The following is an 11,412-nucleotide window of genomic DNA, read 5'->3' on the forward strand; positions in this document are numbered from 1 at the left end:
ACTAGCCGTTCCGGAACCGGCGACCAAGGGTGGGGAGCCTGTGGCGGGCGTCAGCAACTGTGCCAAGGTCCAGAACGGCGCAGGCGATGCCCTCCTCGTTATCCGGCACGAATGCCACCCGCTCTCCCCATGGTGAATAGATGGCACTCCCTCCATTAAAGCGGTCTTTCGGTCCTTCACCGGTCCGGTTTACGGCGGCCACCCAGCAGAGGTTCTCGATGGCCCGGGCCTTCAGGAGCGTGTCCCAGTGGTCGCGCCGGGGTTCAGGCCACTGGGCGACGCAAAAGAGGGCGTTTGCACCCTTTTCAACCAGCCTTCCCACCCATTCCGGAAACCGGAGGTCATAGCAGATGGTAAGCCCCGCCCTGAGACCCTCACCCAGATCGGCCACCACCTGCCCGGTTCCCTCCCGGTAAAAGGTGTGCTCGCCGGCCGGTTCGAACAGGTGGACCTTTCGATAAACTTCCTTCGTGCCGTCGGAGCGCAACAGCAGCCCCTCGTTGAAAAATCCGTCCCCGTCCTTCACGACGAACGAACCGTACAGCGAAAAGCCTTCAGCCCGGCAGCGTTCCGAAAGCCGCTGGACCGCCTCCCGGGTCTCCCCGGCAATTTCATCCGCCTTCGAGTGGGAGAAATTGGATGTCGCCGCCTCCGGAACCAGGGCGATCAGTGGACGGCTACTGGGGATTTTGTCCAGCAAGCGGTGGATAGAAGCCTCGTTCCGGGCCACTTCGCCCTTCACGACATCGTACTGGAGCAGCGCGCAGGTATGGGATTCACTCACAGCCCCATTGTGGCCGCTGGTGAAAACAAAGGCGAAAAGTTGCCACCTGCGGCGGAGAAAACCTACGGTAGCTGGCGCCGCCGCCAGAGACGGCTCCAGACTATCCTGCAAGGAACCCAACCCCATGCTCCGCCAGCTCTCCGAAGAACAGCAGATGCTCCAGCGCACGGTGCGCGAGTTCGTCGAGGGGGAGATCAAGCCCCATGCCGAGGCCTGGGACGAGCGGCAGGAGTTCCCCGCCGCGGTGTTCAGAAAGTTCGGCGAGATGGGGCTCCTTGGCATGATGGTCCCCACTGAATATGGCGGCTCCGGCATGGATGCCCCCGGCGTCACGATGGTGCTGGAAGAAGTGGGGCGCGGCTGCGCGGCGACGGCCCTCTCGCTGGGTGCCCATGCCGTCCTGTGCGCGAACAACCTCTACCGGAACGCCAGCGAAGAGCAGCGCCGGAAATACCTCCCCGACCTGTGTTCCGGCGCGCGGCTTGGCGGTGTCGCCATCACCGAGCCCGGCGCCGGAAGCGATGCCGTGGGGATGACAACCCGTGCCGTGAGGAAGGGTGACAAGTACATCCTCAACGGAACCAAGATGTTCATTACCAACGGCCCCGTGGGAGGGGTTTTCGTCGTTTATGCCAAGACGGGTGAGAAGGGGCCGAAAAGCCTCTCCACGTTCATCGTCGAGAGCGGTTTCCCCGGCTTCAGGGTTGGCAAGAAGCTGAACAAGATGGGCATGCGCGCCTCGCCCACCTCGGAACTGGTATTCGAGGACATGGAAGTGCCGGCCGGAAACCGGATGGGCGAGGAAAACGGCGGCGTCGCCCAGCTCATGCGCGGCCTCGACATCGAGCGGGTGACGCTGGCCGGCATCTCCATCGGCATCGCCGAGGCGTCGGTCGCGGAAGCCTCCCGCTATGCCCTTGAGCGCAAGCAGTTTGGCAAGGCCATCGGCGAGTTCCAGATGGTCCAGAAGATGATCGCCGACATGGTGACCGAGACGGAAGCTGCCCGTGCGCTGGTCTATGCGGCTGCCGATGCCATTGCCGGCGGACGGCGGATCAACCGCGAGGCGGCCATCGCCAAGCTGTTCGCCTCCGAAGTCGGCACCCGCGCCGCCATGAAGGCCGTGCAGGTGCTCGGTGGCTACGGCTACATCAAGGAGTTTCCGGTGGAACGCTACGCCCGCGACGCCAAACTGATGGAGATCGGCGCCGGCACAAGCGAGGTGATGCGGATGATCATCGCCCGCGAAACCCTTGGCCGGGCGGTGTAGGGGAAAACCGGTGCCCTTCAGCGAAATCCTTGGACAGGACGATGCCATCCGGCATCTCAAGGGGTTCTTCCGGACCGGACGGCTCCCGCACGCACTTCTGTTCCTGGGCCCGGAGGGAACGGGCAGGAGGCTGGCCGCAACACGGCTGTTCCAGGCGTTCGCCTGCGAAGAGCGCCGGGCGGGCCGGGAACCCTTCGACGATGCCTGCGGGCGGTGCAACGCCTGCCACCGCGTCGCCCTGCATGTGGCCGGGCCGGATACGCAGGGCTCCTACCCCGACCTGCACCTGCTGGAGCCCGGCGCCAAGGGAACCATCGACAATATCCGCAGCATCATCCGCTCGCTGTCAATGCGGTCGTTCGCCGGCGGTGCAAAGGGGCTCATTCTCGACCCGGCCGACGACATGAGGGCCGAGCACGCCAATGTCCTGCTGAAAACCATCGAGGAGCCGCCTGATGACACGCTGATCGTCCTGATCGGTACCTACCGGACGCAGATACTCCCGACGATCCTTTCCCGCTGCATCCCGGTCCGGTTCCGCCCGCTGGCGGACGAGATTATCGTCCGCCGCCTCCAGGAAGCGCCTCCAAAGGACACGACCGTGACGCCCGAACAGGCCCGCTGGGCGGCGGCGCTGGCACAGGGGAGCCTCGGGCAGGCGATAAAAGCACTGGGGGGAGAGTTCGCCGATCTCGAGACTCTCGCCCGCGATGCCGTGACCGAGGAACTTACCGGCAAGTCCGACCCCGGCGACTGGTCCGGACGTCTCGCCGCCCAGTTCAAGGGGAACCGCAGCGCCCTGCCGGACTGGCTGGATCTGATGATCCTGATCCATCGCTCGGCGCTGGGAGCGGTGACGTCCGCCCTGCCCGGATCGCTCGGCAGCGACGCGGGCCGGCTCCGCGAAACGCTGGACCCGGACGACCTCGCCCGCCGGATCGACGGCCTCCTCCAGATCCGGAGAGCCATCGACCGGTACGCCCATTTGGAAATCTCGCTCGACAAGCTCATCATGGACCTCCGTAGCCCCTGATCATGCCGATCGAACTGGACATATCCGCCTTCGAGGCCGGCCCCAGGCCAGTGGAGATCATGCCCGACGGCGTGCTCCCCCGGGGCGAGGTCGTGGGCGTGCGCCTGCCGGGCAGTAACCGTGTCGAGGAGTTCCACCGGAACGGGCTCGACGTCGAGGTAGGTGACCTCGTCGTCTGCACCACGTCCGAGGGGCACGAACTGGGCCGGGTCGTGTCGCTGGTGCGCTATGGCTGGCGGCCCCACACCGGCGGCCGGAAGCTCGTCCGCAAGGCGGGCGATGACGACGCGGCCCACAGCCAGCGGCGCGACCAGCGGAGCGAGGACGCGTTCCTCATCGCGCTGGAGGAGATCCAGGCGGCAAAGCTCGACCACCAGATGAAACCCGTCACGCTCGATATCCGCTACGATGGATCCGGCGCGAAGCTGTATTTTTACGCCGAGGAACGGGTCGATTTCCGCGAACTGGTCCGGCGGCTCGGCCACCGGCTGCACATGCGCGTGGAACTGCGGCAGGTCGGCCCCCGTGACCGGGCAAAGATGGCCGGCGGATACGGTATATGCGGGCAGGAACTGTGCTGCTCTAGCTGGCTCGCCGATTTCCCGCAGGTTTCGGTGAAGCAGGCCAAGAACCAGAACCTCGCCCTGGACCAGTCGAAGATCACCGGCCAGTGCGGGCGGCTTCTTTGCTGCCTTTCCTACGAGGATGAGCAGTACAAGGCCATGAACAAGACCCTGCCCAAGCGGGGGTTCAAGTTCGTGATGGACGGTGTGCAGTATTTCGTCCTGTCGTCGAACCCCCTGCTCCGCAAGGTGCTGGTGGAGGGGCAGGGGCGGCGTCAGTGGCTTCTGGACGCCGACATCTTCAATGCCGTCATCATGCGCCAGGACGTGAAGCTGATCTCCCAGCCCAACTACCTCACCCCGGAGGCAAAAGCCGCCGCCCAGAAGCGCGCCCCCGGCACCCCGTTCCCGCCGGAACAGACCGTGCCCGACACCTCCGCCGAGGCCGCGCATATCCCCCATGTCCCGGTGGAGGGTATCACCGACGTGGAGGACAACGACGGCCGGGTGAAACGGCGTAAACGATAGCCCCTTTACCTGCTGCCCCGCTCCCGCTAAATCCACTCCGATGGCCGACGCCCCCAAACCCAAGCGCTTCTACGTCACGACGCCCATCTACTATGCCAACGATGTGCCGCACCTGGGGCACGCCTACACGACCGTTGCCGCCGACGTGATCGCCCGGTTCAAGAGGATGACGGGCCACGAGGTCTGTTTTCTCACCGGTACCGACGAGCACGGCAAGAAGATGGAAGAAGCGGCGGCAGTCAAGGGTTATACCGGCAACGCGGGTATCCAGAAGTTCTGCGACGAGGTGGTGCCTAACTTCCAGAATCTCTGGAAACGGCTCAATATCTCGAATACCGGCTTCATCCGCACCACCGAGGACCGGCACAAGAAGGTTGTCCGCCGGTTCTGGGAAACGGTCCAGAACAAGGGCGACATCTACAAGGACAAATACGAAGGACTTTACTGCACCGCCTGTGAACAGTTCTACACCGAGAAGGAACTCGAAAACGGCAACTGCCCTACCCACAAGACCCCGGCCGTGAAACTGTCCGAGGAGTCCTATTTCTTCCGGATGCAGAACTACCAGAAGCCGCTTGAAGGCTATCTCTCCAGTAATCCCGGCTTTGTGCAGCCAGCATCCCGGCACAACGAAACCCTGTCATTCGTAAAGGGCGGCCTCACAAACCTCTCCGTATCCCGCTCGACGTTCACCTGGGGTATCCCGGTTCCGGGCGACGAGAAGCATGTCGTCTATGTCTGGATGGACGCCCTGGTGAACTATCTCTCGGCCTTGGGCTGGCCGGACGAGAAGAAATACAGGGAGTTCTGGGAGGACAAAGACGCCGAAACCCTGCATATCATCGGCAAGGATATTCTCCGGTTCCATGCCGTCTACTGGCCCACATTCCTTATGTCGGCCGGTGTGCCGCTTCCGAAACAGATATTTGCCCATGGCTGGTGGACCGTCGAAGGACAGAAGATGTCCAAGACCTTAAGGAACGTGGTGGATCCAAACCGGCTCATTGACACCTATGGAGCCGATCTCACCCGTTACTATCTATTACGGGCCGCCCCATTCGGTGAAGACGGCAACTTCTCCCACGAGGAGATGGCAAACCGCGTGATCGCGGAACTGAGCAACGGGGTGGGAAACCTGACGGCCCGGGTGCTCACGCAACTGGACAGGTTTCGGAACTGCGAGATCAGAGAACCAGCCGCAACTGGTGCTGAAGCAGGTTACACCGCAATTACGCCGCTCATTGGCGGCGACAACGGATACTGGAACCAGTATTGCGGGAAAATGCACCTGCTGGATTTCTACGGTGCACTGGATATCGCACAGAAAATCGTGTCCGAGTGTGATGGCGCCGTTCAGCGCACCAAACCATGGACACTTGGCAAGGAAACGGGCCAACAGGCAGCCGTGTTCGATTACATGATGTCCGATTTCGTGCAGGCACTGAGCTGCGTCACGCTGATGCTCGCTCCCTTCATGCCTGAAAAGATGCAGGAACTCTGGAGCCAGCTTGGTTATTCCAGTTCAATAAACAATGTCATCGTGGCAGACGGGAAACTGCCAGATATGCCTCGTGCCATCGCCAAAGACCGGGAGATCCTTTTCCCCAACAAGGACGCCATCAACGAGATCCGTGACCGCTTCCTTGCCGAAGCGAAGGGGGCGGTCACCGGGGCCGCACCGGCGGGGAAGGACGACAAGGCATCTGGCAAGAAGCCCGCGAAGGAGACACCGCCACCCGGCGTCATCACCATTGACGACTTCATGGGCGTGGAGCTTCGCGTCGCCACCGTCACGGCGGCCGAAAAGGTGGAAAAGTCCGACAAGCTGCTGAAACTCCAGGTGACGATTGGCGGGGAGACCCGGCAGGTGATTGCCGGGATCGCCAGGAGCTATTCCCCTGAACAGCTCGTCGGCCGCCAGGTGGTCGTCGTGGCCAACCTGAAACCGGCGAAGCTCATGGGCATGGAGTCCCAGGGGATGATCCTCGCCGCCGAAACCGAGGACGGCCTTGTGCTTGCCGGTTTCGAGAAGCCGCCCAAACCCGGCTCCCGGGTGAAGTAGCAGCCGCTATCGATTTCCCGCCTGTTTTCATCATAATGGCGGCGGGAGTTTTTCCGCCGTGCTGATCGACACCCACTGCCACATTTCGAGCCGCGCCTTCGACGGCGACCGCGAGGAAGCGTACAAACGCGCCCGCGAAGCGGGCGTCGGGGCGATGGTGGCCATCGGCGCGGGTTACGGCACCGGCGGCAATGCCGAGGCGGTGGAGTTCGCCCGCACGCACGAGGGCGTCTACGCCGCCGTCGGCATCCACCCCCACGAGGCGAAGGAGGCCAGCGAGCAGGTCTATGCGGACCTCGTGCGGCTGGCGAGGGAGAACCCCGGCAAGGTCGTGGGCTGGGGGGAAATCGGCCTCGACTACTACTACGAGCATTCGGACCGGAAGGTCCAGCGCGAGGTGTTCGGACGGATGATCGACCTCGCCATCGAGGTGAACCTGCCCATTATCATCCACGACCGGGACGCCGGTTCCGAGTGCGCCGACATCCTGAGAAGCCACGGAGCGGACAAGGTGGGCGGCGTCTGGCACTGCTTCACGGGCGACTACGATGCCGCCCGCCGGGCGCTGGATCTGGGGTTCCTCCTGTCGATTCCCGGCATCGTGACGTTCAGGAATGCGGACATGCTCAGGGACGTGATCCGCCGGGTGCCGGTGGAGTGCCTCGTCGTCGAGACCGATTCGCCGTTCCTCGCGCCGGTTCCCTGGCGCGGAAAGCGCAACGAACCGGCCTACGTCCGCAAGGTCGCCGAAAAGATCGCCGAGTTGAAGGCCCCGCTGACGGCGGACGACATCGAGCGAATCACCACGCGCAATGCCATTGAGCTGTTCGACCTGAAGGACCTGCGCCCGGCGGCCGAGACGCCGCAGATCGCCTATTCGATCCGCAACTCGCTCTATCTCAACATCACCAACCGCTGCACGAACCCATGCTTCTTCTGCCCCAAGTTCGGCGACTGGACGGTGAAGGGCCACTACCTCCGGCTGGGCAGGGAGCCGTCGCTGGACGAACTCAAGGCAGCCGTGGGCGACCCGTCGAAATGGGACGAAGTGGTGTTCGTCGGGCTCGGCGAGCCCACCAACCGGCTGGATCTCCTGAAAGAGACCGCCCGGTGGCTCAAGGAAAAGGGCGCCCGGAAGATCCGCCTCGACACGGACGGCATGGCGAACCTTGTCTATGGCCGGAATGTCGCCCCTGAACTGGGCGGCCTCATCGACGCTGTGAGCGTCTCGCTCAATGCCCAGAACGCCAGCGAATTCGCAAGGGTGACGCGTACCCCCTACAAGGAAGAGGCCTGGCCAAAGGTGAAGGAGTTTATCGCAGAAGCAAAAAAGGTGATCCCCTGGGTCCAGGCGACGGTCGTCACCGTTCCCGGCGTTGACGTGGAAGCCTGCCGCCGGATCGCCGAGGACGAACTGGGAGTCCGGTTCCGGGCCCGCGAATACAACGAGGTGGGGTAATCCCCATCGTCCGGCGTTACCCGAATCACACCACGGCAGTTGCACTTCTGTTTACCATGCTTTTTTTGAAACATATTGAACAGGTGGTAGGCTCGCCCTGCTTCGGCCGGAAACCATGCCACGCAGTCCGACCCCAGTGCCCCGTCCACCCGCCATGTCCACCTCCAGACGGGGCATAATGCGGGCGTTTGCCCTGTCGGCGCTGCTCCTGTGCGCCGGGGTGCAGGCCAAGCCGCTGGGTGCCGCGCCGGCCCCGAACACTGTCGCCGGTGTCCAGGGCCTGCTCCAGATCGGCGAGTACGATGCCGCCGGCCGGATGCTCGAATCGCTCATCCGCAGCCAGCCCAGCGACCCGGATGCGAACTACGAATACGGACGCTACCTGCTCGCCCTGCCAAAGCCCGACTACGACCGGGCCATCGAGCATCTTGAAAACGCCCTGAAAGCCAGCCCGCAGAACTCCAACTACAACCTCTGGGTGGCGCGGGCGTACGGCATCAAGATCGAGCACTCGAACATCGTCGCCGCCGCCTTTGGGCCCGTCTGGAAGGTCCGGCGGCATTTCGAGGCGGCAGTGAAACTCGATCCCGCCAACACCCCCGCCCGTGTGGACCTGTTCCAGTACTACCTGTTCGCCCCCGGCATCGCCGGCGGCGGCAAGGGCAAGGCGATGGAACAGTACCGCGAGATCGCCAAGAACGCCCCCGGCGGCTACCTCGATTTCACGACGCAGGCGATCCTCGCCCTGGAAACGGGCGACTGGGAAGGGGTCGACATCGCCTACCAGCGGATGCTCCAGCTCAAGCCCGAATACGAGGGCCAGATCCGGCTCCAGTACGCCACGGTGATGATGAACCGCGGACAGTATGACAAGGCGCTCCGGTGGCTGAAGGCGGCGCAGCAGTCGGCCTCGGATATCGACCCGCCGTTCAAGATCCTCGCGCCCGACTACGTGCGGAATGGCTACTACGAGCGTGTTCGCTACGAGCTGGAACACAACGTCAAGGTGGACGTGGACGGCATGTCTGTGACGCGGCGGCAGCTCGGGACCAACGAGGCGAACACCAACCCCAAATACCTGGAATGCCTGCGGCTCATCGGCGGGCTCTACGACCGGTTCGGCCACAGGGAAAAGGCCGCGCAGTTCTTCGCCCGCGTCAGGCAGTCGGAAGCGGCGCGGCGCTAGCCCGTCTTGAGCGCGGCGGGGATATCCAGGTTCCCGCGGGTGCAGGCGATCAGCCCCCCGCAGATGAGCCGCGTCAGCAGCGCCGGCTCGGTATCGAGATCAATCGGCTCCCGGTTTTCGAGCTTCCGCATCACCACGCCCACGCAGGTGGACACCGTCGCCCAGGCAAGCAGTTCAATCTCCTTCGGAGTGAGCCGTGACCCGCGGAACGAGCGGGCCATGTCGGCAATGAGGTCCGACACGGCTTCACGGAAAAGCTGGTCCCCGAGCGGCAGGCTCCAGGAGTTCGACCGGGAACGCTCCCGGATCAGGATGCGGAACAGGTCCTCGTGCTCGCGGGTGAACCTGAGGAACGTGTAGACCGACGCCTGGGTCTGGTCGATCAGGTTCGAGCCGCGGCGGTGTCGGCCATTGCGGATCGCCTCGCGCAGGGTGCGGCTCCCGGCGAGAACGAGCTCGTTGAACGCCGCCTCCTTGGAATCGAAGTAGTGGTAGAAGGTGCCGATCGAAACCCCGGCGCTTTTGACAATATCCCTGACCTGCGTTGCCCCGTATCCCTTGGCCGCGAACACCCTCTGCGCGCTGGCGAGCACATGACGGCGCGTCTGCTGCTTCTGCTGGGCACGGGGTGCATCGGACCGCATGGCTGCCTCCACCAGACGAGGCTAGTCACCGAACCCAGGTTCGGCAAAACGGCTACTGGGGTTTCCGCGGAAGCATTTCGCAGCCGACATCAATGCGCTCGGCCTCTTCATACGGAGAACCGTCGGGGAAATCCCCCGGCAGGACCGGTATTTCCGTCTGGCCGCCCGGCCCCAGGTCGCAATCCAGCCGGCAGGGCACCACGTATGGCGTCCCCACCCGGATTCCCCCCAGCCGCCGCTGGATCTTGAGCCAGCGGACCCGGTAGCTGTTGAACTGGTCCCTGTTGTTGAGCCGCACGGTGGAAGCGACGGGCGTCGAGGTTTGCACGAACTTCTCGAAGCAGGAGGGGGCGTCCCACCAGCGGGGCGGCAGCCTGGGGAGTGTCGGGGGAATCGGCGGCGGGGGCGGCAGTGGTTTCTTTTCCTCTTCGCTCGCGCCCGCCGGAGCCACGACTGGGCCTGCAATCAGCCCGGACACCAGCACCGAGGCCAGCACCACCATCCAGCCAGATTTCAGGAATCGTCGCACGGCCATCTCCGGTCCATCCTTAGCTGTGATACCTGTCCCGTATACCGCCTGTTTGAACGACAGTCACATTAGCAGGTGAAACCTTAAATTCCGATGAAACGGAGCGCGGCGGTTTACCTGATGTTTCTCGTCTCGCCCTGGTACGGCGACATGCAGGCCTTAAGCCGCCTTCGACCGGATACTCACCCACGTGGGGGTGGTGATGATTTTGACGTCACACTCATGCATGTCACACGAAAACAGGATGGCCCTCAATCGCACGGTACGATCTCCGGACTGACCGGAAAGCCTTCTGGTTGTTCTTCACTGTATCTGATTCGATTACAGTCATCCGATACAAATACCCGCATACTCTGGTCGAGAATCATGACAAATTCTGAATAACCAGAAAATACATTTAACATTCGACAAGTTCTAATAAAATTTTTATACTTACTGGATAATACTAGAGTATCCATTCCCTCTAGAAACTCGTACATATAACACGTTTCACCTTTCTGTATTTTTGATCCCCACGCGTAATCGAATGTAATTGATCTTCCCTCCCGCACAATAATCTCTTTCCCGCTTCTGATATGATAAGTTATATCATTTCCTGATCTGTTAACTATTTTTGCTGAAGTCCCAGACGGGCAGCCGGAACCAATTAAAGCAATTGTCAATAAGGTGCAGACCCGCTTGCTGATTTTCATTCTTTCTCCATGATCTTACGGCATTTCAATATCCGCGCCGCCACCATACGGTGCGTTTGGATTATGCGTCAGATGTTCCATGAAATTATACTCATGCCACCATTTATGTGGAGGCAGGAAAGTGACGGCTCCAATCACAATGGATATTGTTCCTGAAACAATATGAAGAGGCAGATACAGTGGGCCAAGTAATCTCCCCTGCATTACATGCACAGCTTCAACTTGATACACATGTATATTCCTTCCAATATTACCTAGTGTTGTATCTGCTTCAATGGGGCTGGTGCCCGGCTGATACAACACAGCGTCTCCAAATGTCGTCGCTGGGTTATCGAACATATTGTCTTCGTAAGTGTATATCCCATTAATATTTGCGCGGGCAATTTCGCCACTTCCTGCCACTCCAAGAGTATGCCCGACTATGTTGGTCGGCAGTCTCCACAACCGGGTCGCCATCTCGTGCAGGCTTCTCAGGTTGCTGAACACATTGGTAGCCAGCCGGGATATCGGGTCAAGAACTCCCCGGCTCAGGTTGCCAATAGCACCGAATACCGTCGGCAACAGGCCTGGAAGCAGGCCCTTGGCCAGAATGACCGATGCCATTATCGCCAGCGACATGATGGTTGAAACGATCAGGTTCCTCACGAACTTCTTCATCCATT

Annotated in this window: 11 protein-coding genes; 6 read left to right on the top strand and 5 right to left on the bottom strand. The window is 61.8% G+C overall.

The features are described 5' to 3' along the window. Nucleotide 1: 1 nt before the first annotated feature. Nucleotides 2–910, bottom strand: a complete 909-nt coding sequence (locus tag KIT79_14500; protein MCW5830513.1) for a hypothetical protein — start codon at nt 908–910, stop codon at nt 2–4. On the opposite strand from KIT79_14500, the gene KIT79_14505 reads away from it, so the two are divergent. From KIT79_14505 to KIT79_14530, 6 genes are all read left to right on the top strand, one after another. After that, nucleotides 909–2,054: an acyl-CoA dehydrogenase family protein gene (locus tag KIT79_14505; GenBank protein ID MCW5830514.1), complete on the top strand. Its 1,146-nt coding sequence runs from the start codon at nt 909–911 to the stop codon at nt 2,052–2,054. The genes KIT79_14500 and KIT79_14505 overlap by 2 nt on opposite strands. Nucleotides 2,055–2,064: 10 nt before the next feature. After that, nucleotides 2,065–3,087 carry a DNA polymerase III subunit delta' gene (locus tag KIT79_14510; GenBank protein ID MCW5830515.1) on the top strand — a complete coding sequence of 341 codons (1,023 nt, stop codon included), beginning with the start codon at nt 2,065–2,067 and terminating at the stop codon, nt 3,085–3,087. Nucleotides 3,088–3,146: 59 nt separating this feature from the next. Further along, nucleotides 3,147–4,178 (top strand): hypothetical protein, encoded by a 1,032-nt coding sequence (locus KIT79_14515; protein ID MCW5830516.1) that lies wholly within the window; start codon nt 3,147–3,149, stop codon nt 4,176–4,178. Nucleotides 4,179–4,218: 40 nt separating this feature from the next. Continuing rightward, the gene (gene metG, locus KIT79_14520) at nt 4,219–6,240 is read left to right on the top strand and encodes a methionine--tRNA ligase (GenBank protein ID MCW5830517.1); all 2,022 of its coding nucleotides are present in this window, start codon (nt 4,219–4,221) and stop codon (nt 6,238–6,240) included. 58 nt (nt 6,241–6,298) lie between these two features. After that, nucleotides 6,299–7,699 (top strand): YchF/TatD family DNA exonuclease, encoded by a 1,401-nt coding sequence (locus KIT79_14525; GenBank protein ID MCW5830518.1) that lies wholly within the window; start codon nt 6,299–6,301, stop codon nt 7,697–7,699. A gap of 136 nt (nt 7,700–7,835) precedes the next feature. Then, nucleotides 7,836–8,885, top strand: coding sequence for a tetratricopeptide repeat protein (locus KIT79_14530; GenBank protein MCW5830519.1), 1,050 nt, complete (start codon nt 7,836–7,838; stop codon nt 8,883–8,885). On the opposite strand, the gene KIT79_14535 is transcribed toward KIT79_14530, so the two are convergent. The 4 genes from KIT79_14535 to KIT79_14550 form a co-directional block, all read right to left on the bottom strand. Further along, nucleotides 8,882–9,529, bottom strand: coding sequence for a TetR/AcrR family transcriptional regulator (locus KIT79_14535; GenBank protein ID MCW5830520.1), 648 nt, complete (start codon nt 9,527–9,529; stop codon nt 8,882–8,884). The two genes, KIT79_14530 and KIT79_14535, sit on opposite strands and share 4 nt — an antisense overlap. 52 nt (nt 9,530–9,581) lie before the next feature. Then, a complete protein-coding gene (locus KIT79_14540; protein MCW5830521.1) occupies nt 9,582–10,064 on the bottom strand; it encodes a hypothetical protein in 483 nt (160 codons plus the stop codon). A gap of 245 nt (nt 10,065–10,309) precedes the next feature. After that, nucleotides 10,310–10,750, bottom strand: a complete 441-nt coding sequence (locus KIT79_14545; protein MCW5830522.1) for a hypothetical protein — start codon at nt 10,748–10,750, stop codon at nt 10,310–10,312. Between the two features lie 15 nt (nt 10,751–10,765). Beyond that, the coding region (locus tag KIT79_14550; GenBank protein MCW5830523.1) for a hypothetical protein at nt 10,766–11,412 on the bottom strand (647 nt) is incomplete at its 5' end.

It is taken from the genome of Deltaproteobacteria bacterium, from assembly GCA_026129095.1.
Classification (GTDB): Bacteria; JAGRBM01; JAGRBM01; order JAGRBM01; family JAHCIT01; genus JAHCIT01.

Coding starts and splice junctions, on each gene's coding strand:
- KIT79_14540 (MCW5830521.1), bottom strand. CDS start 10,064: ATGGCCGTGCGACGATTCCTGAAATCTGGCTGGATGGTGGTGCTGGCC.
- KIT79_14500 (MCW5830513.1), bottom strand. CDS start 910: ATGGGGTTGGGTTCCTTGCAGGATAGTCTGGAGCCGTCTCTGGCGGCG.
- metG (MCW5830517.1), top strand. CDS start 4,219: ATGGCCGACGCCCCCAAACCCAAGCGCTTCTACGTCACGACGCCCATC.
- KIT79_14515 (MCW5830516.1), top strand. CDS start 3,147: ATGCCCGACGGCGTGCTCCCCCGGGGCGAGGTCGTGGGCGTGCGCCTG.
- KIT79_14545 (MCW5830522.1), bottom strand. CDS start 10,750: ATGAAAATCAGCAAGCGGGTCTGCACCTTATTGACAATTGCTTTAATT.
- KIT79_14535 (MCW5830520.1), bottom strand. CDS start 9,529: ATGCGGTCCGATGCACCCCGTGCCCAGCAGAAGCAGCAGACGCGCCGT.
- KIT79_14505 (MCW5830514.1), top strand. CDS start 909: ATGCTCCGCCAGCTCTCCGAAGAACAGCAGATGCTCCAGCGCACGGTG.